This window comes from Bacillus sp. PK6-16 (genome assembly GCF_056530295.1).
The window spans coordinates 4,414,751-4,441,118 of sequence record NZ_CP096511.1 but is presented as its reverse complement, the minus strand read 5'-3'; the positions used below and the strand labels follow the sequence as shown (position 1 = coordinate 4,441,118).

Genomic DNA, 26,368 nt, shown 5'->3' with positions numbered 1-26,368 from the left:
AATTGCGTTATGCAACTTGCCCGTTTTTCTTTTCGTTATTTTTTTTCTGATCACGATTCATTAATGGATAGAAAGCAAATCCGATTACGAATAAACCAATTCCGAGAAGGAACGTTTTTATATCGGATGCGCCCGTTTTAATAACCCATAGTGCGTAGCAAAGTGCGATAACTGCGACTATGCCATCTGTAATTCTTGCCCGCATTTCATTTTTATATGTTTCACCAGTTGCGACTAGTTTTAACTGGAAGATTGGTGAAACGAGATATGGAATGAGGTAGGCCAGTGTTGATACGGTAATAACGAATGTATAAGCTTCCGCAATGGTTCCTGATAATGTTGAGAATAGGAATACTTGCGACATAATGTTTGTTAATCGTAATGAGTAAATTGGACTTCCTTTTTTATTTGTTTTTGTGAAGAAGGAAGGGAAGAAACCTTCTTTTGCTGCTTGATAAGGTACTTCTGAGCTTAATAAAATCCAGCCTAAGATAGAACCGAACAGGGAAGTAAGAGCAAGTAATGCCATCAGTTTCCCGCCGCCGTGACCCATTGCAGCGTTTAGTGCATCTGCTAATGGACGTTCAGAAGCTTGTAATTTATCAACGTGAAGTACACCCATTGTTAAAATTGTGATTCCTAAGTAGATGGCAACTGTAATAAGTAATCCCGCAACTGTTGCGCGTTTTACCGTTTTTGGAGAAACAGCACGGTTTGATAAAAGAACGGCTGATTCAATTCCGATAAACGCCCAAAGTGTTGTAAGAGCAGCTAAATTCACTTGTGAAAGAAGACCGTGTGATGCCCCTGATTTATCAATCATCGGTGTGTACCATTGTCCAAATTTAGAAGCTTCGAATGCAAATAACGTAACGACGATGAATAAAAGGAATCCAGTTACTTTCGTTGTTGTTGCTAAGAAGTTTAGTTTTCCAGCTCCGCTTACACCGTTTGTTAATATAATATGAGTTCCCCAAAGTAAGATGGAACAAATCGTAAATGTAATTAGTTTTCCGACTTCTACGTTAAACGAACCGATTGAAAATAGTAGTCGCGTATCTTTCATAATTGGGAAGAAGAGTGATAAATATCCCGCAAATGATGTAATGATGGCAACGTTACTTGCCCAGTTTGCAACCCAATATCCCCATACCATACTGAAGCCAGCCATTTTTTTCTTTTTTGGTGTTGAGAATAAAGCATATGCATGACTTTGTGGCCCTGTCGTTAAATCAGGACGACGAATTGCTAAATTACCGAAAACAAGAGCTAGCATTAAAACACCAAACCCTGTAGTTAACCAAGCTAAAGTGACACCGAGTGGGCTTGCTGTTTGTGCCAACGTACTTGGCACCATGAAAATACCAGCGCCAACCATGTTACCGACAACGAAAGCTGTTAGTACCCAAAAGCCCCATTTTTTTTGTTGCATAGAAAATACCTCCAAAGTTAGTATAACCAAGTCAAGCGAGGAGATATGTATGTCTTCCTGAGTCAGGAAGAGAAGTCCCAAACAAAACAAAAAAAGCACGTAATTTGCCGCTACATGCTTTCTATCTTATAAGAAACCCACGACATACCTCTCGATAGCTCTCCACAAACGAAACGTTTGTGACAGTTCTGCACTTATTAAATGCAGACCCAGCAAGCGTGCATGGTGGACACGACTTACTTCGGCAACCATTCCTTTCTCATTCCTTCATCAATGCCACTACATCTCCTGAAATGATACTCTTAATGATTGCAACCTCTACCTCACCGAGATACGAATGAGGATTTAAATATTAAATTAACGTCTTTAAGAGTAACAAATGTATTTTTATACGTCAATGGATATAGTAATAATCAGATTATAGAGAAGAGTTTGTGATTAAAAGTAAGAGGGATTGTTATGTGATATTTGAATTTTCGTAATATAATACATGTTATTAGCGCTAGATGATTGAAAAGGGGATGAAGTAAATGTCTGTATGTCATAAACATTCAGTAATAGGTGTGCTAGATTCGGGAGTTGGAGGATTAACAGTTGCGAGCGAAATTATAAGACAATTGCCTAAAGAAAGCATTTATTATATTGGTGATAATAAGCGTTGCCCGTATGGGCCAAGAAGTGTAGAGGAGGTGCAATCTTTCGTATTTGAAATGGTTGAGTTCCTCAAACAGTTTCCATTAAAAGCGCTAGTCGTAGCATGTAATACTGCTGCAGCTGCTGCATTGACTGCGCTGCAAGAAGCACTTTCCATTCCAGTTATTGGCGTTATACATCCAGGAGCAAGAGCGGCAATTAAAGTGACAAAGAAAGGAGGAATCGGGGTAATTGGAACTGTAGGTACAATAAAATCTAATATGTATGAAAAAGCATTACACGAGCTGGATACATATTTGGAAGTGCATAGCTATGCTTGCCCGACTTTAGCCACAGTTGTAGAAAATCAATTAGAAGATACAGCATATGTCACGCAGCAAGTGAAACAAGCTTTACTTCCATTAACGAAAGAAGATATAGATACGTTAATTCTTGGGTGTACGCATTATCCACTTTTAGAGTCTTATATAAAAAAGGAACTAGGAGAAGACATAAAGATTATTAGTTCGGCAGAAGAAACAGCGATAGAGCTAAGTACCATTTTACAGCACAAAGGAATTTTGTCTGACAATCTGAATCCGAAGCATCGTTTTTTTACGACGGGATCTGTTTTATCATTTGAACATATTGCTGAGCGATGGCTAGGGTATCAAATTTCTGTAGAATGTGTACATTTACCCATGAAAAATGCGTGTATGCATAATTAAGATTTAGTAAATTACGTTTTTAAATAAATCAGGTTCGTTTCATAAGAAGGAAAGAATAAGCTTTTAATTGAAATGATTAAGGTCATTTTAATTAAAGGAGAGGTTTGATTATGGAATTATCAAGATCTCAATTATTTGCTTTAGAGTATATTTCAAAATATGCAGAGAACGAAAAACGTGAGGCTAAAGCAACGATTAATCATATACTTAAAATGTCTAATATTACAGATGAAATATTTGAAGAGGCTGTCGCTAATTTAAAATCTCACGCAAGGATTGCTTTACACTTTCATCCAGACAGACTAGATTCGAGTAAGAAAAGTGTTGCTGAAGCACTATTTGAGCAAGGGGTATATAAAAGTCAGTTTGAAACATTGCTATCTAATGGAAGCGTATCTGCTTATCCTGGTGGTGAACGTGACCTTTGGGAAAAGAGAATATTTGGAGGGGCATATCAATTAGAAGGCGTAACGAATGATCAACGTCCAAAATACGGAGCGCTAAATTTAATGTTACATCCAGATGGGCCGGCTCCGCGTTTTGGTTCCTGTTATTTTCTCTTATCTCCAAAAGTTTCTTCGCGTTCTACATATACATATTTAGATTCGCATCAAGATCCGAAAGAAAAGGGGACTTACGAGGAGTTTGATATGATTTTAGCTGCTCTTTTGGAAGAGACATTCGTAAGAGATTTTGCAATTGGTGAAGGAAATTTGACGCCAACAATATTAATTAATCATTTACTGGCTAACCTGAAAAGGCCGTTTATAGATGTAGTAAGCAAAGAGCCAGCCCGTAACCTTAATCATTATATTGAAGCGCAGATTCATGGAGAGATTTCTCTAAAAGAAGACGTGGAAGCGCTTGTCGCAGATCCTTCATTTAAGGGTACGGATGTAGGAAACGTTCTAGAAGAAATTTGCCTGAAGTATGCTATTGATTTGTATTGGCACATCGGTTTTGTACTTGCGGTAGACGAAGTTCCGATGGATTTTAGAGGTTCAAAAATGCCATCTTTAGCAAGACGCATTGCACGGAATCATTGTATCGATGCAAATATAATTGGCTCTGCTGTAGTGGATTTGAAGTGCAATCCATTATCTTGGAGTGATCGTGGAACTTATGAAGAAGTGCTTCAGGAATTAAAATTATTATGGCATGTTTTAGTTCGATTTGGAAAACCAAATCGGAAGTAGAATGAAATACTCCATTTTTGGAAGTATTTATATAGAAAAGAAGCTGATCTATTTATAGATCAGCTTCTTTTTATAAGATTAAACTAAGTTTAATACAGTTACTTTTTCACGTGTCATAGACTCAAGGCTCTTACGAATACCTTGTGCGCCCATACCTGAACCTTTTACACCGATGAATGGGAAGTGGTCAGGGCCGCGCTCTGTGCGTCCATTAATTTGAACAGAACCAGTTTCGATTTTGTTAGCAATTGCAAATGCTTTGTTAATGTCTTTAGTGAAGACACTTGCTTGCAGACCGAACTCTGATTTGTTAGCAATTTCAATTGCTTGTTCATCTGAAGAAACACGGATGATTGGAAGGATTGGGCCGAATGGCTCTTCCCAAGCAACTTTCATCTCTTCTGTTACGTGATCGATTAATGTTGGGTAAATTAAGTTACGCTCACGTTTGTTACCGATAACGATTGTAGCACCTTTTTCTACAGCGTCGTCAACTAAACCTTGAACGAAGTCAGCAGACTTGTCGTCGATTAATGGAACGATTGTGCTATCTTGTTCTGGAGATCCAACTGATAGTTCAGCTACTTGTGCTTTTAATAAGCTAACAAGCTCGTCCGCTACGTTTTCGTGTACAAGTACACGTTTAATAGCTGTACAACGTTGACCAGAGTAAGAGAATGCACCGCTTACGATATGGTTTGCAGCATCTTGTAAGTCAGCATCTTCACGAACGATACCAGGATCTTTACCACCAAGTTCTAATACAAGTGGAATCATTGAAGCTTTTTTCGCTAAATGTTTACCTGTGTTTGTACCACCTGTGAACGATACCATATTGATGCCTTCGTGTTCTACTAAGTAGTCACCAATTACAGAACCGCGTCCTGTAGCTACGTTTACAAGACCTTTTGGAAGGCCAGCTTTATGAAGTGCTTCAACCATTTTAATACCACTAATTGCACCTTGAGTTGCTGGTTTGAAAATAACAGCGTTACCCATAATTAATGCTGGTGCAAGTTTTGCAGCAGATAAGTTTACTGGGTAGTTAAATGGTGCGATTGCTAATACAACACCAAGTGGTGCGCGTTGGATAATCGCAAGCTTAGATTTTGTACCGCCCGGGAAGCTATCGCCCATCATGCTTTCTCCGTGCATATGTAAAGCTTCTTCGATCGTGTAACGAATGAAGTCAGCTGTACGAACAACTTCTTTCTTCGCATCTTTATATCCTTTACCGACTTCTTTCATAATGATATCGGCAATTTCATCCTGCATATTTACGAGCTCATCAGCCCATTTATATAAGTATTTTGCGCGATCCTGTAGGGAAGCTTCGGCCCATGATTTTTGAGCTTCTTTTGCAGATGCAATTGCTTCATCTACTTCTCCGCGAGTAATTGCTTGTACTTGTCCAATTACTTCGTGTAAGTATGGAGATGGAATTTCGATTGTTTCTCCTGAAGAGCTTTCTCTCCATTCTCCGTTTAAATAAAATTTGTACGTATTGCTAGTTGTCATGATTAGTCCTCCTAAAATAGCAACTTGTAAGAGTGAGTATAAGGTGATTGTAGGGGGTTTGATAACATTTTTCAAATGAAATGTTTGTGAAAACGATTTCTTATTCTTTTTTTATTTTGTATGCCCTTTCTTACAGAACATTCCCTTATTTCAAAATGGTGTATCATATATTTTTATTTAAAGTGTGAAAAAATAATTGACAGAATACTCAATAAAGTTGTAAGATTATAAATGGAAAATAAATGAAAGGGGTGTGCGTAATGATTGTAATCGTAAATGTAATGGGCTTAGCTCTGTTAAATGGCAGAAAACATTCATATCATTACGCAACCCGTACGGATATATAGGGCATCTTTGTCTTATAAAAAGCGTACGTTGCGTATATCGTAACGTACGCTTTTATGCATTCCTGTGCATATCGTCAAGCGGCGGTATGCTTTTTTTTGTTTATTTTCCCTTGTTTAGTTCCGATAAAAAACTTTGGAAGGTGGAAAAATGTGATGAGATTGTATGGGTTACGAAATGTAAATGTGATAGGTCTGGATAGTGGATAAAGAAATGAGAGGTAAACGAGAACGAGAAGGGAGAGGTTACATTGTTATCAGTATTACTAAAGCTAAAATGGTTTTTTAGGGAGCACTGGAAGAGATATAGTATTGCCATTGGAGCTCTTTTAATTGTGAATATAGTTGAAGTGATTCCCCCGAAAGTGTTAGGGGTTACGATAGATAATATAAAAACAGGAACGTTATCGAACGAAGCTATTATACAGTCTATTCTTATTTTAATAGGGGTTACGATCGTTGGATATGGCCTCACTTTCGTATGGCAACATCAATTGTTTGGTGGTGCATTCGTACTTGAGAAAACGATGCGCTCTAAATTTATGGGGCATTTACTTAAGATGACGCCGACTTTTTATCAAAAAAATCGTACTGGTGATTTAATGGCGAGAGCGACAAATGATTTGAAAGCAATCGCTATGACAGCTGGTTTTGGTATATTAACGCTTGTGGATTCTAGTTTATATATGCTTACGATTGTCTTTATGATGGGGTTTACAATTAGTTGGGAGCTTACATTTGCAGCGCTTATTCCGCTTCCAATTATGGCGTATGCGATGAATATATATGGAAAGAAATTGCATGAAAGATTTACCGTTGCGCAAGATGCGTTTGGTGATATGAACGATAAAGTGCTTGAATCAATCGCTGGTGTGCGTGTTATTCGTGCATATGTACAAGAGAATGCAGACGAGGAAAGATTTCATCATTTAGGAGATGACGTCTACGAAAAAAATATGAAGGTAGCAAAGATTGATGCATTATTCCAACCAACTGTGAAAATGCTTGTCGGTCTTAGTTATTTAATCGGCTTAGTGTACGGTGCATACCTTGTGTTCCAGTCAAAGGTGACGCTTGGTGAACTCGTTTCTTTTAACGTGTATTTAGGGATGATGATTTGGCCGATGTTTGCAATTGGTGAATTAATTAATGTTATGCAAAGAGGAAATGCTTCGCTTGACCGTGTGAATGAAACGTTAGCGTATGAGCCAGATGTAAAGAATCCGAAACATCCAAAGCTTGTGCAAGAGCCGGATTATATTCAGTTTGATGATGTGTCTTTCTCATATCCTTCATCAACTGAAGAAAATTTAAAAAAGGTTTCTTTCACATTAAAGCAAGGAGAAACGCTAGGGGTTGTCGGAAAAACAGGAAGCGGGAAAACGACGCTTGTACGTCAGCTTCTTCGCCAATATCCGCTTGGAGATGGAGATATTGCAGTTTCTGATGTGACATTAGATAAAATGACGAATGAAAATGTACTCGGCTGGATTGGTTATGTACCGCAGGAGCATATTTTGTTCTCAAAAACAGCGCGAGAAAATATTTTATTCGGAAATAGGGAAGCGACTGAAGAAGAATTAGAGAAAGCAATTGAAATTGCTGCGTTTAAAAAGGATTTAGAGTTTTTACCAGAAGGGTTAGAAACGCTCGTTGGAGAGAAAGGTGTTTCTTTATCAGGAGGGCAAAAACAAAGGATCTCGATTGCACGAGCTGTTATTCAAAATCCAGAAATTTTAATTTTGGATGATTCTTTATCAGCTGTAGATGCTCGTACGGAAGCAGCGATCATTGAAAATATAAGAACGGAAAGAAGTGGAAAGACGACGATTATTACGACGCATCGTTTATCTGCAGTGCAACATGCGGATTGGATTCTCGTTATGGATGAAGGCGCAGTTATAGAAGAAGGTACGCATGCTCAGCTTATCCAGAGCGGAGGCTGGTATGCTGAACAGTTTGAAAGACAACAAGGTGAAAGTGAAAGTGCGGATAGTGGGGTGAAAATATGAGCGTTTCAAAACGGTTGTTTCAATACGCGATGAAAGTGAAAGGGACGATTTTTGCTGCGATGTTAATGTTATTTATTTTCGTCATCGCAGAGCTTGCTGGTCCTTTCGTTGCTAAAACGATGATTGATGATCATATCGTCGGGATAGAGAAACCTTGGTATGAAACAGAACAGAGTGAAGAAGCTGTTTCGTATAATGGCGCTTTTTATAAGCGAAGTGATCGCTTTGAACAAGGCGAGACAAAAGGTAAAGAAGTACGTGTGATGCAAGTCGGTTTTCAATATTATTTTGTACCGAATAAAGTAAATGCGGAAGGGTCACGGACTGTAAAAGGGGATATGATTACCGTTCAAAATGGTAAGGCGGTGCAAGTTTATAAAGCGAAAGCATTAACAAAGGAAGAAGTATTTGCATTTTATAAGCCAGAAATAAACCGTCTATTATTACTTGGTGGTGGCTATTTCGCTTTATTAGTAGTCGTGTCATTATTTGCATACGGAAAGCAGTTCTTCTTGCAAAAGGCAGCGAACAAAATTATTCAAATTATGAGGGAAGATGTTTTTTCTCATATTCAAACGTTGCCAATTCGGTACTTTGATCATTTACCGGCGGGGAAAATTGTTTCGCGTGTGACGAATGATACAGAGGCCATTCGTGATTTATATGTAACGGTGCTGGCAACATTCGTTTCTAGTATCATCTATATTATTGGGATATTCGCTGCGTTATTTTTATTAGATGTGAAGCTCGCTTCATTATGTTTATTAATTATCCCAATTTTAATTGTTTGGGCGATTCTTTATAGAAAATACGCGTCTGTATACAATCATAAAATGCGCTCTCGTTTATCTGATATTAACGGAACAGTGAATGAATCCATTCAAGGGATGCCAATTATTCAAGCGTTCCGTCAAGAGCGTGAAACGAAAAAAGAATTTGAAGAATTAAATGGCGATTATTTTAAGTATCAAAATAAAATTTTAAATTTAAATGCAGCAACTTCGCATAACTTAGTAGCCGTATTAAGAAATATCGCTTTCACAGGAGTAATTTGGTATTTCGGCGGTGCGTCATTAAGTGCTACAGGTATTATTTCACTTGGGGTACTGTATGCGTTCGTCGATTATTTAACACGATTATTCTCACCAATTACGAATATGGTGAACCAGCTTGCAAACTTAGAGCAAGCGCGCGTTGCATCAGAACGTGTCTTTGAATTGTTAGAGGAAAAAGGGGAAGTGGTAGAAGAAGAACGTATGCCTCGTTTAAAAGGAAATGTAAAATTTGATAATGTCTCATTTTCTTATAATGGAAAAGATGAAGTGTTAAAAAATATTTCTTTTGAAGCGAAACAAGGAGAGACAGTGGCACTTGTCGGTCATACTGGATCAGGAAAAAGTTCTATCATGAATGTACTCTTTCAATTTTATGAGTTTGAAAAAGGAAAGCTTACGATTGACGGTCATGATGTAAAAGAGATGCCGAAACAAGCAACTCGTGAACATATGGGAATCGTACTGCAAGACCCGTTTCTTTTTAGCGGGACGGTCGCTTCCAATGTAAGCTTAGAAAACGAAAAAATTTCAAAAGAGCGCATTGTAAAGGCGTTACGTGATGTTGGTGCTGACAGGTTTGCGAACAATATAAATGAAGAAATTACAGAAAAGGGAAGTACGCTTTCCACTGGAGAACGTCAGCTTATTTCGTTTGCTAGGGCGCTCGCTTTTGATCCGGCTATTTTAATTTTAGATGAAGCAACGTCTAGTATTGATACAGAAACAGAGGCGATGATTCAACAAGCACTAGAAGTTGTAAAAAAAGGAAGAACGACATTTATTATCGCTCACCGCCTTTCAACGATTAAAAGCGCAGATCAAATTATTGTGCTCGATAGAGGAACCATTTTAGAAAAAGGGTCTCATGATGAACTCATGAAAAAGCGCGGGCGTTATTACGATATGTATAAAACGCAAATGGAAGGCAATCAGAGTGCTTAATATGTATGGAGGAGAACTTGTGATTTTCACAAGTTCTTTTTTATTGATGAACATGTCGACTCTTTAGCGAATTACGACAGTTAAATAAGAAGTATTGTTTTACCTTTTTCTCCATAAATGCTATATTAAAAAATGTTACTTATTTTTTGTATGTAGCGTTATTTTTTCCTTTTGTTTGATTATGAAGAAAAAGGATAAACTAAATAAGAACATTTTCATTGAAAAATTGTTCAAGATTGCATACAATCAATATAGTTTTTAAATTCCTATCAGAATACTTGGAGGATTACTATCATGAAGAAATTATTTTCAGTGCTTGCAGTAACTACATTAGCGATCGGGATTGTAGCCGGCTGCGGTAAAGAAGAGAAAAAAGATACAGCTAGTCAAGACGCGTTACAAAAGATTAAACAAAGCGGTGAACTTGTAATTGGTACAGAAGGTACATATCCACCATTTACGTTCCACGATTCAAGCAATAAATTAACTGGATTCGATGTTGAATTAGCAGAAGAAGTTGCAAAACGTTTAGGTGTAAAACCTGTATTTAAAGAAACACAATGGGATAGCTTACTTGCTGGCCTAGATGCAAAACGTTTCGATATGGTTGCAAACGAAGTTGGTATTCGTGAAGATCGTCAAAAGAAATACGATTTCTCTAAACCATACATTTCATCTTCAGCGGCATTAGTTATCGCAAAAGATAAAGATAAGCCTGCTACATTTGCTGATGTAAAAGGGTTAAAAGGAGCACAATCTTTAACGAGTAACTATGCAGATATTGCTAAGAAAAACGGTGCAGAAATCGAAGGTGTAGAAGGATTTAGCCAAGCGGCAGAATTATTAGCTTCAGGACGCGTTGATTTTACAATTAATGATAAGTTATCAGTATTAAATTATTTAGAAACGAAAAAAGATGCAAAAATTAAAATTGTAGATACAGAAAAAGAAGCTTCACAAAGTGGATTCTTATTCCGTAAAGGTAGCGATAAGCTTGTACAAGAAGTAGATAAAGCGTTAGAAGATATGAAAAAAGACGGTACGTATGACAAAATAACGAAAAAATGGTTCGGTGAAAATGTATCTAAGTAGTGCATTAGTTTCAGATCGATTGTCTACTTGGATAGATATTATGCAGTCTTCCTTCATGCCTATGCTGAAGGAAGCTGTTTTTACAACAATTCCATTAACGCTTATTACATTTATTATCGGTCTTATACTTGCAACGTTAACAGCGCTCGCACGTATTTCAGGTAGTCGTATTTTACAATGGATTGCTCGTATCTATGTATCTATCATTCGCGGAACGCCACTTCTTGTACAGTTATTTATTATTTTCTATGGTCTTCCAACTCTTAATATTGAAGTTGAGCCATATACAGCAGCAGTTGTTGGATTTTCATTAAATGTCGGTGCATATGCATCTGAAATTATTCGTGCTTCTATCCTTTCCATTCCGAAAGGGCAGTGGGAAGCAGCTTATACAATTGGGATGACATATCCACAAGCATTAAAACGTGTTATTTTACCACAAGCAACGCGCGTATCAATCCCGCCGCTTTCGAATACATTTATTAGCTTAGTGAAGGATACTTCATTAGCATCGTTAATTTTAGTAACAGAAATGTTCCGAAAAGCGCAGGAAATTGCGGCGATGAACTACGAGTTTTTAATTGTTTATTTTGAAGCAGGTCTTATTTATTGGGTTATTTGTTTCTTATTATCAATCGTACAACAGATGTTAGAAAAGCGTTCAGAACGCTACACATTAAAATAATCCTTTTACAAAAGGAGTTTTTGTTTTTATGATTTCAATTCAGCACTTACAAAAAAGTTTCGGAGATAATACCGTACTAAAGCATATAGATTTAACAGTTGAGAAGGGCGAGGTTGTTGTTATTATTGGGCCGTCTGGATCTGGTAAAACGACATTCTTACGTTGTCTCAATGTATTAGAAACGCCAAATGCTGGTAATATTCGTATCGGTAATAAAGAGCTTAACTTCTCTCAAAAAGTAACGAAGAAAGATATTGTTAATCTTCGTACGCAAACAGGTATGGTATTCCAGCACCATAATTTATTCCCGCATTTAACAGCACTTCAAAATGTAATGGAAGGGCTCGTTACAGTGAAAAAGATGGGGAAAGAAGAAGCGAAGAAAAAAGCAAACTATTTCCTTGAAAAAGTTGGTTTAGCAGATAAAGTGGATTTATATCCGTTCCAATTATCAGGCGGACAACAACAGCGCGTTGGAATTGCGCGCGCACTTGCGATGGAGCCGGAAGTGTTACTATTTGATGAGCCGACGTCAGCGCTTGATCCTGAACTCGTTCAAGAAGTTCTGAAAGTAATGAAAGAACTTGCTAAAGAGGGCATGACGATGGTTATTGTAACGCACGAAATGCGTTTTGCACATCAAATTGCGAACCGTGTTATTTTCATGGATGGTGGTGTCGTTGTCGAACAAGGTACACCAGAAGAAGTATTTACAAATCCAAAAGAAGAACGCACGAAGAAGTTTTTACAAATGTTGCAATAAATTAAGGAAGGTCTCAAGGCATATGCCTTGAGACCTTTTTGCCATATATATTTATTTGTGGAATCCGCCAAGGCTTTGCTCAGCCATTGCAACTAGACGTTTTGTGATTTCTCCACCAACTGAACCGTTAGCGCGAGCCGTAGAATCTGCTCCTAATTGTACACCAAATTCTTGAGCGATTTCGTACTTCATTTGATCGATTGCAGCTGTTGCACCTGGTACTACTAATTGATTTGAAGAATTTTGGTTTGCCATAGGAATATATCCTCCTTAGAGTTATAAAAGTTTTTTTGGTTGGACTAGCTGGAGTTGAACCAGATTATCGCCCCGGTTGGCGCTAATCCATCGGTAATTAAGTTTGTACTCATAGTATGGATGTTACCTAGAAAGATATACAAAATAATAATTTGTAAATTTTGTCAAAAAAACGCATTGATTTCGTAAATTATGAAATAAGAGTAATCGTTGTATTTTTAAGAAAACAGGCCAAACTAAGGAGGATATTAAATATAATTTTTTCATTGTGGCCTGCTACTTGTAGGCTAATTATTAGCTTCTTATTTATGATTTATTGAAATAAAAATGAAATCGGTAGCAACTTCATAGTTCTATTTTTAAGTAGGGATGGAGTGGGCGCTCCTATGTCTGGATAGGTCGCTCTCTTCACTCTAAAAAAGAGAGGCTTTAAACGATAACGTATGGAGGAATCATGATGGGGATTTGCCCGCTTTGCAACGCATTAGAATCACAAACATATTCTTGTCAAAATTGCCAAAGTATACTCCAAGATTATGGGAAGTCTGTAGATTATATAGACGATTATAGTGCCTATATGGATCAAGAATTATTAAGTGCAGTAGATGGTTTAACGCATAATAATTCAAATGAATATTGCAATCATATTTTTTATTGCGGAGTATGTAACGTGGAAACTGAGGTTGTAGTAAAACTTGTGTAAATAGAAAACTTCCACCTTATTATCTAGGTGGAAGTTTTTGTTTTTGTATTTGTGAGTGAATCATAGGAGAAGGGATATGTTCGGTGTTTGATGAAGCCCCTGATTTTATTTGAGACATTTTTTCTTTTGTATCACGTAAAGAATGTTCAGTTAAGTAGACGGCATATTCGTAAAATAACTGGCGCGTCAGTTCACTTTGCTCTTTTAATTTTTTATCTTGGAATACAGTTCGCCCAGGTTTAGAGTTGGCTTCAAAGAGCCACGGATTTTCCTTTGTGTCTAAACCGATATCAAAACCGATTTCTCCAATATTTCCAGTTACTTGTTCATCGAGCGCGTAACTTATTTGTAAGGCAGTATGTTTTAATTTATTTTCAATTTGAACTTGTTTCGTTGAATCTGGAAAAAGCTCTTGTAATAATTTTGTATCACCGCCACTATTTACGTGCGTTGTTAAACTGCCTTTGCCGGCGATTTTGGCGACGATTGCACTAACTATCCAATTACCGAAATGGTTTTTATTTGTATGAATGCGGAAATCAACAGGTTGCCCATCGAAGCGAAGTAACGAAATACCTTGCTGTACGATAAACTTTTTTAAATCATGTCCTTTTAATACATGGTTTAGAAGCGTTTCTAATGATTGATACTTTCTCAGTTTATTTTCTTCATTTTCGCGATAACGACAGTAGTAGCAATTCTCTGTTTGAGAATAAAATATTTGATGAATATTTCTACCAAAGCTCCCGTGTATTGGTTTCATGTACACTGATTTATACGTGCCAAGAAACCGTTCTACTTGTTCAAAATGCTGAAATGCTTCTGTATTTGGTAATAAGGGTTTAATTGACTCGTCTTTCGTAAGAAGTTGATGAACTTCCCATTTATTGAAAAAACCTGGGTTAAACCATGGAATGCAGTAGTCTTGTTCTAATTTTCTTTTTGCCCTGACAATTGGTTTATAATTTTCCGCTTGCCGATTCGGTAAGCGATCGTAAATGACATTTGGTAAAGGGACTTTTTTCTTTATCCATTGTTTCTCTTGAAAGAAATATCCTTCAATCGTTTCTTCTTCCCAGTGTATATGTTGAACGCCAAAGACGAATACGAACGGTCGTAATGAGAATGGTGGTGTTAACAACTCACTCAGAGCAATTGAACGATTTCCTAAAGGGTTAGAAGAATCATCGTTAAAGCCAGTTGTAAAAATGCCGATTAATGGTCCGAAAATAATTGTTTGGTTTTGTGTAAATGCATGAATAGTAGTTGATTGAGGCAGTAAAAGTTTTTCGGCAATATGCTTTCCGATAATAATTTCGCGAGTAAAGGAATAATGAATTTTCACCTCTTCACTTGCAATATGACGTATGCCGAAGGAGAGAGATGTAATAGGCGGTGTAATAGAAAAAACGTAAGGTAAAGTAATGCTATTTGGATGGTCATCTGAAATATTTAATGTATATATATGCTCTTTCAAAATAGGTTTACCTCCTTTCATTATGGTGTAAAGCGACTGAATTTAAGTGGTCCGTGAAATATCTTTTCAGCTAATGAATCACTATGACGAATGTATTGTTCGTAAGGAGGGATCGTGTTGACATACATAAGCCAAATTGCGCCTTTTTGATCCATAATTGTGGAAAGTTCTAGTTCGAATAATGAAGAATAAGACTGATCTAGTGTTTGGAATACTTCATTTATAATGTCGTGTAAAGCGTCTTGCAATAGTTGCACACCTGTACTAGATAGTACGTATTTAATTTTTGAAAATGAATGCAATGAATCATCGTCTGTTGCTGAGGGTAAAAGTTGATTAGGAAATGAACTTTTTTGTATAAATTGACCGATAATATTCCAAGTTTGTTCTTTGTTTTTTTGCAAAATGGTTCGAATGTGGAGTGGGTATGTTAATTGATTTGGTGGTTGTAGCATGGTATGCACTATGTAGCGTGATGAACGTATGTTAGATTTACACCAAGATATAAATTCATCTGTCCGCTTGATTGAAAGAGAAGTATGGTATTTTTCATTTACTGTATCGATATGAAACGTTTTATTTTTGTAAGTGACTCGATATAAGTTATCTTTAGAATGTATATTAGTGGGGCGTATAATAATATCTTTAGATTTTAACAAAAGTTTGAAAATGTTTTGTATCGTTGCCACTTCAAATTTGGGTATATAAGGAGACAGTTTTTTATTAGTGAGAAATAAATCATGTAGTTCACTTAAGTTAATAAGTGTGTTATTTAAAAAGGTAGTGGAAGGACGGTTGTGCAAAGAGTGAATAATTGATTTTGCTTTTTCAAAGTCTGTTTCCTCGTGAAAAGAATAACGATCATATATATAAGAAGGAATAGGGAATGTTTGCTCTTTCCATTTTCCTGTATCTGTATCGTAAATAAGACCAGAAACAAGGTCTGTTTTAGAATCAATACAAAATGGCGTAAACTGGGCAACGACATTATGATAAAGCCGAGCGCGTTTAGCGATTTCGGTGTAATACGTTTGCTCATAATGAAGTTTAGAAGTTAAAAGGCCGAGAACCAACGAAATCACTCCTTTACTACTATTTGCATAATAGGCGAAGCTATATATTGCAAATACGTTTTTATACCATTATACTTTTGTCCGTATGATGATATGCTATAGTTTTGGAGAAGTGAAAGGTTGATTGTAATGAATATATGGTTAAATATGTTAACGACGACAGGACTCGGAGCAATTATTGGGGGATACACGAATCATTTAGCGATAAAAATGTTATTTCGTCCTCATCGTCCTATTTATATCGGAAAGTTTCAAGTTCCATTTACACCAGGGTTAATTCCGAAGCGTCGTGATGAACTTGCTGTTCAATTAGGAAAAATGGTTGTAGAACATTTGTTAACACCAGAAGGAATCGGAAAAAAGCTAACAAATGAAGAGTTTCAAAAAGGTTTAATCCACTGGGCGCAAGTGGAAGTGGATAAAGTAATTACGAATGAACAATCACTGCGATATATGTTAGAAAAATGGAATGTAGCGCATGTAGAAGAAGAAGCGACTCGAAAAATCGAATATGTGATTACAGAAAAAATTCATGCATTTTTAGCAGAGTATTATACATATACATGGGAACAGGCTTTACCTCATTCTGTACATGAAAAGATAGAGAATGCGATTCCGAATGCCTCTGCGTTTATTTTAGAGCGAGGAATTAGCTTTTTTGAAAGTGAAGAAGGGAAAGCGCGTCTTTCAAAAATGATTGATGATTTTTTTGCTTCTCGCGGAACGCTACTTAACTTAGTCGGAATGTTTTTAGGAAATGTAAGTGTTGTGGATCGTGTGCAGCCAGAAGTTATTAAGTTTTTAGGGCAAGATGCTACAAAGCAGCTTTTAACTGACGTACTACAAAAAGAGTGGGAAAAGTTAAAAGGAAGAGATGTAAAAGAATTAGAAGCATTTGTAGAGAAAGAAATGATTGTAAGCTCCGTGCTGTCAGCAGTTAAAGTAGAGGAAACAGTGAGTAAGTTTTTAAATCAATCTGTTCAGCAGGTATGTGAACCAGTTCGAGAAACAATTATTGAAAAAGTGGTTCCAAGTGCAGTAGCGAAAGGCTTAAAGTGGGGAACAGAAAATGTGGAGAGTATACTAAATAATCTACACCTTGCGGAAATTGTCCAGCAAGAAGTATCTACATTCTCAACAGAAAGATTAGAAGACTTAGTTCTGTCTATTACGAAAAACGAATTGAAAATGATTACGTATTTAGGAGCGTTATTAGGCGGAATGATTGGGCTCGTACAAGGATTGTTACTATTGTTTCTTAGATAATAAGGTGAGTACATAGAAATAAAAGTGAAATTTCTTCACATCTCTTGCATAGTTTGATATGGTAAGAAGAGGTGCGTATGTAAATGCACGTAAAAGGCAGTGCGAGTGAAAAGCGCTAGCCTTCTAAAGGAGGAAAAATAAAATGACAAAGAACATTCATGATGTTGCATATGAATTACAAAAAGCAATCGCTGAAAACGAAGACTTCAAAACTTTAAAAGAGAGCTACGCAGCAGTTCAAGCTGACACAGCTTCAAAGAACTTATTCGATGAGTTCCGTACAATGCAACTTAGCCTACAACAGAAAATGATGCAAGGCCAAGAAATCACTGAAGAAGACAACCAACAAGCACAAGAAGTTGTAGCTCGCATTCAACAAGATGCTAAAATTACAAAATTAATGGAAACTGAGCAACGCCTAAACGTTGTAATCGGTGACGTTAACAAAATTATCATGAAGCCACTTGAAGAATTATATAGCGCGCAACAACAAGCGTAATAGTGGAAGACGCTCCTATAGGGGCGTCTTTTTTGTTGTAGAAAAAGGCTTATATTTGGAATAAGGGAAATTGTACGTTTTATATTATATATCCGTATATTTCATGTTCGATAAAGCGCAATCAATTTTTGATGAAATACGAATAAACTTTCATTAGTATTAACTAAGGTTTTTCTTTAAAATTACATATTAGGACAAGGAGGAAGGTGAACTGTGAGGCATTGTATCGAGTTAAATCATTTTAAATATGAAATAGCATTAAAAAAGTTGGTACATGTGATGATGGAAAGTGATTTTTTATCAAAATTCTGAGCTAGTAGGAATTTTACTTATAAATGAGTCGGAAATTAGGATAAATACTATTAGTATTAAAACTAACAAAGTAGAGATTTATAAAATGAATGATGAATTCTATCTAACAAATGTGAATGATAATGTGAAAGTTATTCTATATTAGAGGATAACTATATTTTTGTGCTTATAACCGTTAAATGAAATGTGTATGCTTTAATTTATGATGACAAAATGTAGAAAATGGAGTTATTGCTGTAGTTAAAAAGGAGTTTTGTACAAAAGTGATTCGAGTATTTAAGTATGAATATCAATTGATTGTAACGTTACTATCGCTTAGTTTATTTAGTTATTTTGCAATCGAAATTATGTTATATCCTAGGGTAGGGATTGAGATAGAGCATCAAGAAAATAATTTGGTGATTAATAATATTGTGAAAAATAGCTGGGCAGCAGAACAAGATCTAGCAGTCGGGGATATTATTGAAAAAATAGATGGGATTCTCCCTGATGATAACTCTAATATTTCATTATATGGTGCTACTGAAAGGGTAAAGAAAATTACAATGAAGAAAGGGGGAACAATAGAAGAATATAAAGTAGAGTATAATCCGTACGATAAGCAATTGGTTTATCATCTTTTTTTACCAACTGTGTTTTATCTAACGTGTTTTTTTGTGGCTACATATATTTTAATACGTGCTCCATACTTGAATGCAGGAACGAAAGATTTAATCTATTTTCTGCATTGTTTAGGAATGAGTTACATTAGTATTATGGCGGGGTTACGAAAAGATTCAATAGCGTATATTGTAGTTGCTATTTCTTTAACGTACTCAGTTGTCTTTTTTATAAAATTTATGGACATGTTTACGAAAAACTTGAAGATAAGGTTTATAACAAAAACAAAATTAATCTACATAAATATAATAGCGTTTATTTTAGTTTGTTTAACCATTTTTATTTATTTAAAATATAATGATTTATCGACGAGTTATATTATATTGTTAAGTTCTGTTTTGTTTTTATTAACAGTATATGTATTGTTTAGATTTTATTTTAAAAGTAGAAAAAGTTATTATTTTAAGTTTATAAGAGTTATTATTATGAGCACAATCATATCAGCCATGCCATTTATATTCTTATTTTTAATTCCTAATTTGATAAATTACAAAGAAATAATAAGTGTCGAGACGACAGCGATCTTTTTTTTATTGGTTCCAATTTGTATTTTTTATATGATTATTGAAGGGAAAATATTTGATTATAATTTTGTTATTCATAGAGTTCAATATTATGCTTTACTGTCGATATGTCTAACGGGTTTCATCGTTATACTAGGGATTTTAATTTTCCACAATACTAGCGATAACATATTAGATGTTATTCGATTTGCTGGTATCTTGTTTGTTTCGTTAATGCTTTCTTGCTTTATAAAGGATTATTTGGATTTTAAATTAAGGAAAAAATTATATCATTCTCAGAAAAATTATCAGTTTAGTTTACATAGATTTTTACATCAGGCAAAAAATGAATATAAGTTTTCAAACTTAATTGTTAGCATAAAGAGAGAAATCAATGATGTATTAAGAATAGAAGAAATATGCTGTATTGAAGTGAGTAAAGGGGATAATTCGCTCCAAATTATTGGGGATGGATATGTTTCTGAAGATGTGCTAAAGCAATTGAATGGATATCAGTTAGAGACATATACTGTTGGTTCCATTATACAATTAGAAGATCATTTTGTGTTTGTTTTGTCCATTTCAGCAAAAACAATGATTATATTGTTATGTAAATCTAATAATAGGAGAGGTTTGAACATTCAAGAAATTGGATGGTTAGAGACATTGTGTAGTTATGCTGATTTATTATTAGAATGCTCATATCAAGTGGAAGAATTAGTGAATCAGTTGCAAACGATAAATGAACCGAAACAGCCTCCAATTTGGCTTTCAAAGTTACTATTTAATTTGTCTGAAAAAGAGCGGACAAATTTGGCGAGTGATATTCATGATGGTGTATTACAAGACCAAATACGCTTGTCTAGGAAATTAGAGGAATATCATAAAGATATTCCAGATGTCGATATGAAAAAAATAATTAACGAAGTATATGAAGATGTCTTAGATCATATTTATGTCATTCGTGAAACATGTAATAACTTACGTCCTCCATTTCTATATGAATTAGGTTTGAAAAAAGCATTATTAGATTTATTTAAACAAGTAAATCTTAAAGCTACATTTTTCTTCTATTATGAAATTCAAGATAATATTATTCTACCTAATGTAGAATATGAACAAGCAATTTATAGAATTATTCAGGAGTTATTAAATAATGCACTAAAGCATTCAAAAGCTTCTAAAGTTACAATTCGATTATATGAGCAAAATGGATATTTGAATTTAATTTATGATGATGATGGGATAGGAATGGGGATAGATTTAGACGAGTTAAATCATTCTTATAGTAGTTTAGGTTTATCCGGGATTGTAGCTAGAATTCATAGTTTAGGTGGAGAAATATCAATAGATTCAAAGGTGAATAATGGATTAAAGATTAAAGTTAGTATGAAAATTGATTAATTGATTCAATCTTTAGATGTGGAAGGGATGAAAAAATGATTTCTGTTCTTGTTGTAGATGATCACGTTGCAGTTGGCCTAGGGACTAAAGCATTAATTGAAAGATATGATGATATAGAGGCTGATGTTTTCCATGATAGTAAAGAAATAAGAGAAGTTATGCATAATAAACAGTATGATGTATATTTAATAGATTTACAAATGCCAAAAATAAATGGTTTAGAGCTTTCTAAATATATACTTAGTGTGCAACCAGAAGCAGCTATTCTTATTTTTACAGGATTTGATGTGCTTGCACATTATAATTTATTAATAGATAACGGAGTACTTGGTGTATTAAGTAAAACTTCTTCTGAGAAAGAAGTGGTAAACGCAATCCGCCATGCAGTGAAAAAAGAAGTAGTTCTTTCTCATCAACTTGTAAGACAGTTAAGGATAGTAGAAAATGCATCTAATATAAATGTAGAAGGCGAAATGAAAAATATAATTTCTTTAAATGATGAAGAGAAGATGATTCTAGTTGAAGTTGGTAAAGGAAAAACAAATAGAGAGCTTGCCGAAATATTAAACTTAAGTCAAAGATCGGTAGAATATAAATTGACCGACATATTTCATAAGTTACAAGTTTCATCAAGAATGGAAGCAGTACAAAAGGCGAAAGAACTATGGTTTATTCCAACTATAAATTTTTAATGTAGCTCTTTATTAAGTTGCGGTATTCACGCAAGAAAAATGCGTGAATACGAGAGGAATGTTCGGTGATATAAATGGAAGAATATAGTATAGTTACATTAAAGGCAAAATAAACTCGCGAGGACTAACAGCTTAATATATTGCCTTTTATTAGGATGTATAGTCGTATTCAAGTATATACTAATTAATAACAATTAATATAAATATAATTATTTGAAAGACAGTCAATTATTTTAAGACACGGTAAAAAATTGCTGTAATCAGTTATTAGTATTGCATTGTTAAAAGAGTAATTTAGGGTTGAGTTACTCCAATTGATAAAAATCCTATACTTTGTCAATATAGTGATTTTATCGTCTATTATTTGTTGTTATTTTGCGTTTGTTGTTTTTGCTTGGGCCTCCTTTAAGGAGGCTTTTTTTTTATAGGAAACGGATGAAGTGCATCCTCAGACATTAAAACTCCCTTTCAAAATAGCCATTTCTTATTGGTTATTTTGAAAGGGGTATACTAATAGCAAGGTACTATAAAATTATTAATAATGTGAATAGGTGGAAGTATTTTTGTACATTTTTAGAAGAGATATAAAAATGTTATTTTAAGATAAACAAAAGGTTGTAAGCGCATTCTTTAAATCTTGTCAAAATAATTTCGAATTCATATTGTTGGAAAAATAATGCATTTGTAATATAATGATAAAGATACTTCACCAGCTTAATTAACTAGGTGAAATTAAAATCTTTATTACACACATTATGAAACAAAGGAATGATTAGTTTGAGTACAGGTGTAAATGCAAACGACGTGAAGACAAAAACAAAAGGAGCAGATCTTGTTGTTGATTGTTTAATTAAACAAGGTGTTACACATGTTTTCGGTATTCCAGGAGCAAAGATTGACTCTGTATTTGATGTATTGCAAGAAAGAGGACCAGAGTTAATTGTTTGTCGTCATGAACAAAATGCAGCATTTATGGCAGCTGCTATTGGTAGATTAACAGGGAAACCGGGCGTATGTCTTGTAACTTCAGGGCCAGGGACATCAAATTTAGCGACAGGTCTTGTTACTGCGAATGCGGAGAGTGATCCCGTTGTTGCTTTAGCTGGTGCAGTACCGCGTACGGATCGATTAAAACGTACACATCAATCTATGGATAATGCTGCACTATTCGAACCAATCACAAAATATAGCGTAGAAGTAGAGCATCCTGATAATGTGCCAGAAGCACTTAGTAATGCATTTCGAAGTGCGACTTCCACAAATCCGGGAGCTACTTTAGTAAGTCTTCCGCAAGACGTTATGACTGCGGAAACAACTGTAGAGTCTATCGGTGCGCTTTCTAAGCCACAGCTTGGAATCGCTCCCACAAATGATATTACATATGTAGTAGACAAAATAAAATCAGCGAAATTACCAGTTATTTTACTCGGTATGAGAGCGAGCACAAATGAAGTGACGAAAGCTGTTCGTAAATTAATTGCGGATACAGAACTTCCTGTCGTTGAAACATATCAAGCAGCTGGTGCGATTTCACGTGAGTTAGAAGATCATTTCTTCGGCCGCGTTGGATTATTCCGTAACCAACCAGGTGATATTTTACTAGAAGAAGCAGACCTTGTGATTTCTATCGGTTATGATCCAATCGAGTATGATCCAAAGTTCTGGAATAAACTTGGCGACAGAACGATTATTCATCTTGACGACCATCAAGCAGATATCGACCATGATTACCAACCAGAGCGTGAATTAATTGGTGATATTGCCTTAACGGTAAATAGCATCGCGGAGAAATTACCGAAACTTGTATTAAGTACGAAATCAGAAGCGGTATTAGAACGATTACGCGCAAAATTATCAGAACAAGCAGAAGTTCCAAATCGTCCTTCAGAAGGTGTTACGCATCCACTTCAAGTGATTCGTACACTTCGTTCTTTAATTAGTGACGATACAACTGTTACATGTGACATCGGTTCCCATTCTATTTGGATGGCGAGATGTTTCCGTTCTTATGAACCACGTAGATTATTATTTAGTAACGGCATGCAAACGTTAGGTGTTGCACTTCCTTGGGCAATCGCAGCTACTTTAGTAGAACCAGGTAAAAAAGTAGTTTCCGTATCAGGTGACGGTGGTTTCTTATTCTCAGCGATGGAGTTAGAAACGGCGGTACGTTTAAATTCTCCAATCGTCCATCTTGTTTGGAGAGACGGCACATATGATATGGTTGCATTCCAACAAATGATGAAATACGGCAGAACATCCGCTACAGAGTTTGGCGATGTTGATCTTGTGAAATATGCGGAAAGTTTCGGGGCGTTAGGTCTTCGTGTTAACACGCCTGATGAATTAGAAGGTGTGTTAAAATCCGCGCTAGCAGCAGATGGTCCTGTCATTATTGATATTCCAATTGACTATCGTGACAACATTAAATTAAGCGAAAAATTATTACCAAACCAATTAAACTAATGGAGGCAGATTTGAGATGACTGTTGCGCAATTAATTGATATTGATGCGAAAAAAACGAAAACGAGTAATGAAGTATATCAAACATCTACAATGCTTGCGCTATTAGATGGTATATATGATGGTGTAATTAGCTTTGAAGATTTGAAAAAACATGGTGATTTCGGCATCGGCACATTTGATCAATTAGATGGTGAAATGATTGCATTTGATAATGAATTTTATCATTTACGTTCAGACGGTTCAGCAGAAAAAGTAGAGCCAGAAGAAACAACGCCATTTGCGACTGTAACGTTTTTTGAAAAAGAAATGAGTTATACGGTAGAGCGTCCGATGAATCGTGAAGAAGTTGAAGCGTTATTACATGAATTAATGCCAAGTAAAAACTTGTTTTACGGTATTCGAATGGACGGTACGTTCCGTGAAGTAAGGACGAGAACTGTTCCAAGACAAGAAAAACCGTATACACCGCTCGTTGAAGTGACGAAATCACAACCAATCTTTTCATTTGAAAATACAGAAGGTACGCTTGCTGGATTTTGGACACCAGATTACGCACAAGGTATTGGGGTAGCTGGATTCCACTTACATTACATTGATGATGAAAGAAGCGGGGGCGGACATGTTTTCGACTATGTTATAGAAAACTGTACGATCCAAATTTGTCAAAAAGCTCATATGCATTTAGCACTTCCAGAAACAGCTGATTTTATGGCGGCTGAATTATCAAGAGAAAATTTAGAGGATAATATTGCAACTGCGGAAGGTGCAGAGTAAGAGGGAAAGACTGTTCCATTTTGGAACAGTCTTCTTTTATTCGTAATGTTATTATTTGTCGATAAATCGATATTTCTTGTCGAACCGTTGATATATTGTAAGTTACGATAGATATATTCGAAAAATCGTTGATATATTGTAATTTACGATAGATATATTTGAAAAATCGTTGATATCGCTTATTTTTTTGAAACAAACGGATGCCCCTCATAATAAAAACGCCACGGATAATGTACAGCTTCTTCTGCATAGTCGATATTAATACGAGGTCCTGCTGTTATATTATATTGTGATGATATGTGTTCTTCTTTTGGAACTAATTCAATATGTAACGTATCATTTTGTAACGATACGCCGCGTTCTTTTAAAGTAATTCCGAGTGCACGGCATAGTTTGCCAGGACCGTTTGTTAAGTTTTTATATTGCGCTTTTGTAATTTCGGTCTTATTGTAGCGCGCTAGTTTTATTTCTGCTATTCCATCTACTGGCTCAAGGGCTCGAATGAGAACACCTTGCGGGGTGCCCACTGGCGCTGTAATAACGTTAAAGCAATGATACATACCGTAAATTAAATATACGTAAGCATGCCCTGGTGCACCAAACATAACTTCTGTGCGATCTGTCCGTCTGCCTCCGTAACTATGTGCGGCCTTATCATCCGGGCCTTTATATGCTTCTACTTCTACAATGATTCCGCTTCGCTTTATTCCGTCTACAATATGAACAAGTTTTTGCCCGAGTAATTTTTTTGCGACTTCTAACGTATCGCCTTCATAAAAAGAAGGAGGTGCCTGCATTGTACTATCTCCTTTGCTAAGTGTATATGTATATAGTAAACCAAATTTTCAGTAGTAATTCTAACTCGTTCTATTTGCTACATTTATTTCATAAATTATGGATAGAGTACAACAGCGAAGAGGGGGAGTGCGACATGATTTATCGCTTACTAGCTCTTAATATAGATGGGACACTACTATACAACAATGGAAAAATTGCAAAAGGATTAAGAGAAACAATTGAATTTGTGAAAAGAAAAGATGTATACGTTACATTATTTACGAGTCGTAATTTTCAATCCGCTCATAAAGTAGCAAAGGCGTTAAAATTAGATTCTATATTAGTGACACATGGTGGTGCTTTCGTTTCAGCAACGTTAGATAAGCCGTACGTTCAAAGAAGATTATCTGAAGAGAAGACTTTTAACATTGTGCAAGTGTTAGAGCACTTTGATTGTAACGTACGCATTTCTCATGAACGGTTTTCGATAGGAAATCGTGAGAGAAATACACCAAACTTAATTGCGCGCACTGTATTATCAAGCGCAGATCCGTTATTTTATCCAGTTCAATTTGTAGATTCGTTAGGTGACGCGCTTCGTGACCATCCGGTAGCAGCGCCAAAAATTGATGTTATTTTCCAAAGTAAAGGTGAAAAAGAAAGAGGACTGAACACATTAAGAAAAGCGTTCCAAGATGTAGAGTATGTTGAATGTGATTCAAAACGAATAGAAATTTTACCGCAAAATGTATCAAAATTACGTGGATTACAATTGCTTGGAGAGCATTTAAATATTTCGCTAAATGAAATGGTTGCGATTGGAGATAGTATGGAAGATTTAGAGGTTATTGAAAACGTGGGACTTGGGGTAGCGATGGGGAACTCGCCTGTAGAATTAAAGCAAGCAGCAGATTGGATTACACGTTCAAATAGCGAAAACGGTGTAGAGTATATGATTAAAGAGCATTTCCGTAAGCAATTCCCGCTTCCGTTTTTGAAGAATCATAAAAATACACCGAAACGATGAAAGAAAAACGTAGCTTTTTGGCTACGTTTTTTTGTTGAGCTTATTAAAAGGAATGGAAACGTTTTAAATTGTGAATTGT

General features: G+C 35.7%; 21 protein-coding genes and 1 riboswitch. Of the genes, 15 read left to right on the top strand and 6 right to left on the bottom strand.

Going from position 1 to position 26,368, the window contains the following annotated elements; all coding sequences use genetic code 11:
* Positions 1 to 7: 7 nt before the first annotated feature.
* Complete coding sequence (locus M1D66_RS22780; RefSeq protein WP_001186301.1) at positions 8 to 1,432, bottom strand: amino acid permease; 1,425 nt, start codon at positions 1,430 to 1,432, stop codon at positions 8 to 10.
* A gap of 147 nt (positions 1,433 to 1,579) precedes the next feature.
* Positions 1,580 to 1,761: riboswitch (Lysine riboswitch) on the bottom strand.
* 201 nt (positions 1,762 to 1,962) lie between these two features.
* Here M1D66_RS22780 and racE point away from each other — a divergent pair.
* Both racE and M1D66_RS22770 read left to right on the top strand, forming a co-directional pair.
* The gene (gene racE / locus M1D66_RS22775) at positions 1,963 to 2,793 is read left to right on the top strand and encodes a glutamate racemase (protein ID WP_242554845.1); all 831 of its coding nucleotides are present in this window, start codon (positions 1,963 to 1,965) and stop codon (positions 2,791 to 2,793) included.
* 110 nt (positions 2,794 to 2,903) lie between these two features.
* Positions 2,904 to 3,989: a DUF3626 domain-containing protein gene (locus M1D66_RS22770; RefSeq protein WP_242554844.1), complete on the top strand. Its 1,086-nt coding sequence runs from the start codon at positions 2,904 to 2,906 to the stop codon at positions 3,987 to 3,989.
* A 78-nt stretch (positions 3,990 to 4,067) separates the two neighbouring features.
* Here M1D66_RS22770 and gapN read toward each other — a convergent pair whose 3' ends face one another.
* Positions 4,068 to 5,507: an NADP-dependent glyceraldehyde-3-phosphate dehydrogenase gene (gene gapN, locus M1D66_RS22765; RefSeq protein ID WP_000213634.1), complete on the bottom strand. Its 1,440-nt coding sequence runs from the start codon at positions 5,505 to 5,507 to the stop codon at positions 4,068 to 4,070.
* Between the two features lie 595 nt (positions 5,508 to 6,102).
* Between gapN and M1D66_RS22760 the strand changes: the two genes are divergently transcribed.
* The 5 genes from M1D66_RS22760 (at position 6,103) to M1D66_RS22740 (ending at position 12,400) form a co-directional block, all read left to right on the top strand.
* Positions 6,103 to 7,863: an ABC transporter ATP-binding protein gene (locus M1D66_RS22760; RefSeq protein ID WP_000953782.1), complete on the top strand. Its 1,761-nt coding sequence runs from the start codon at positions 6,103 to 6,105 to the stop codon at positions 7,861 to 7,863.
* Positions 7,860 to 9,860, top strand: coding sequence for an ABC transporter ATP-binding protein (locus M1D66_RS22755; protein ID WP_086385373.1), 2,001 nt, complete (start codon positions 7,860 to 7,862; stop codon positions 9,858 to 9,860). Before M1D66_RS22760 ends, M1D66_RS22755 begins: the two co-directional genes overlap by 4 nt.
* A gap of 294 nt (positions 9,861 to 10,154) precedes the next feature.
* Complete coding sequence (locus M1D66_RS22750; RefSeq protein WP_000732840.1) at positions 10,155 to 10,952, top strand: amino acid ABC transporter substrate-binding protein; 798 nt, start codon at positions 10,155 to 10,157, stop codon at positions 10,950 to 10,952.
* Positions 10,939 to 11,637, top strand: coding sequence for an amino acid ABC transporter permease (locus M1D66_RS22745; RefSeq protein ID WP_000281497.1), 699 nt, complete (start codon positions 10,939 to 10,941; stop codon positions 11,635 to 11,637). Before M1D66_RS22750 ends, M1D66_RS22745 begins: the two co-directional genes overlap by 14 nt.
* Before the next feature lie 28 nt (positions 11,638 to 11,665).
* Positions 11,666 to 12,400, top strand: a complete 735-nt coding sequence (locus M1D66_RS22740; RefSeq protein ID WP_000623610.1) for an amino acid ABC transporter ATP-binding protein — start codon at positions 11,666 to 11,668, stop codon at positions 12,398 to 12,400.
* 51 nt (positions 12,401 to 12,451) lie between these two features.
* Here the strand turns inward: M1D66_RS22740 and sasP are convergent, their stop codons facing one another.
* Positions 12,452 to 12,655 carry a small acid-soluble spore protein, SasP family gene (gene sasP, locus M1D66_RS22735; protein ID WP_000013338.1) on the bottom strand — a complete coding sequence of 68 codons (204 nt, stop codon included), beginning with the start codon at positions 12,653 to 12,655 and terminating at the stop codon, positions 12,452 to 12,454.
* Positions 12,656 to 13,112: 457 nt separating this feature from the next.
* Here sasP and M1D66_RS22730 point away from each other — a divergent pair, with 457 nt between their 5' ends.
* Positions 13,113 to 13,358 carry a hypothetical protein gene (locus tag M1D66_RS22730; RefSeq protein WP_000510474.1) on the top strand — a complete coding sequence of 82 codons (246 nt, stop codon included), beginning with the start codon at positions 13,113 to 13,115 and terminating at the stop codon, positions 13,356 to 13,358.
* A 19-nt stretch (positions 13,359 to 13,377) separates the two neighbouring features.
* On the opposite strand, the gene M1D66_RS22725 is transcribed toward M1D66_RS22730, so the two are convergent.
* Together M1D66_RS22725 and M1D66_RS22720 are read right to left on the bottom strand one after the other, a co-directional pair.
* Entirely contained in the window at positions 13,378 to 14,835 is a 1,458-nt protein-coding gene (locus M1D66_RS22725) for a YheC/YheD family endospore coat-associated protein (RefSeq protein WP_000658062.1), read from the bottom strand.
* A 20-nt stretch (positions 14,836 to 14,855) separates the two neighbouring features.
* On the bottom strand, positions 14,856 to 15,908 hold the full coding sequence (locus M1D66_RS22720; protein ID WP_242554843.1) for a YheC/YheD family endospore coat-associated protein: 1,053 nt from the start codon (positions 15,906 to 15,908) through the stop codon (positions 14,856 to 14,858).
* 129 nt (positions 15,909 to 16,037) lie between these two features.
* Here M1D66_RS22720 and M1D66_RS22715 point away from each other — a divergent pair, with 129 nt between their 5' ends.
* From M1D66_RS22715 to alsD, 6 genes are all read left to right on the top strand, one after another.
* Positions 16,038 to 17,174 carry a DUF445 domain-containing protein gene (locus M1D66_RS22715; RefSeq protein ID WP_025709955.1) on the top strand — a complete coding sequence of 379 codons (1,137 nt, stop codon included), beginning with the start codon at positions 16,038 to 16,040 and terminating at the stop codon, positions 17,172 to 17,174.
* Between the two features lie 142 nt (positions 17,175 to 17,316).
* Positions 17,317 to 17,673, top strand: a complete 357-nt coding sequence (locus M1D66_RS22710) for a YlbF/YmcA family competence regulator (protein WP_000164614.1) — start codon at positions 17,317 to 17,319, stop codon at positions 17,671 to 17,673.
* Between the two features lie 575 nt (positions 17,674 to 18,248).
* On the top strand, positions 18,249 to 20,552 hold the full coding sequence (locus tag M1D66_RS22705) for an ATP-binding protein (protein ID WP_086385374.1): 2,304 nt from the start codon (positions 18,249 to 18,251) through the stop codon (positions 20,550 to 20,552).
* Between the two features lie 35 nt (positions 20,553 to 20,587).
* Positions 20,588 to 21,244: a response regulator transcription factor gene (locus M1D66_RS22700; protein WP_086385375.1), complete on the top strand. Its 657-nt coding sequence runs from the start codon at positions 20,588 to 20,590 to the stop codon at positions 21,242 to 21,244.
* A gap of 777 nt (positions 21,245 to 22,021) precedes the next feature.
* Positions 22,022 to 23,710: an acetolactate synthase AlsS gene (gene alsS / locus M1D66_RS22695; RefSeq protein ID WP_086385376.1), complete on the top strand. Its 1,689-nt coding sequence runs from the start codon at positions 22,022 to 22,024 to the stop codon at positions 23,708 to 23,710.
* 16 nt (positions 23,711 to 23,726) lie between these two features.
* Positions 23,727 to 24,485 (top strand): alpha-acetolactate decarboxylase, encoded by a 759-nt coding sequence (gene alsD, locus M1D66_RS22690; protein WP_000215024.1) that lies wholly within the window; start codon positions 23,727 to 23,729, stop codon positions 24,483 to 24,485.
* A gap of 179 nt (positions 24,486 to 24,664) precedes the next feature.
* On the opposite strand, the gene M1D66_RS22685 is transcribed toward alsD, so the two are convergent.
* Complete coding sequence (locus M1D66_RS22685) at positions 24,665 to 25,282, bottom strand: DNA-3-methyladenine glycosylase (RefSeq protein WP_086385377.1); 618 nt, start codon at positions 25,280 to 25,282, stop codon at positions 24,665 to 24,667.
* Positions 25,283 to 25,416: 134 nt separating this feature from the next.
* Between M1D66_RS22685 and M1D66_RS22680 the strand changes: the two genes are divergently transcribed.
* On the top strand, positions 25,417 to 26,289 hold the full coding sequence (locus M1D66_RS22680; protein WP_000640415.1) for a Cof-type HAD-IIB family hydrolase: 873 nt from the start codon (positions 25,417 to 25,419) through the stop codon (positions 26,287 to 26,289).
* The last annotated feature ends 79 nt before the right edge of the window (positions 26,290 to 26,368 follow it).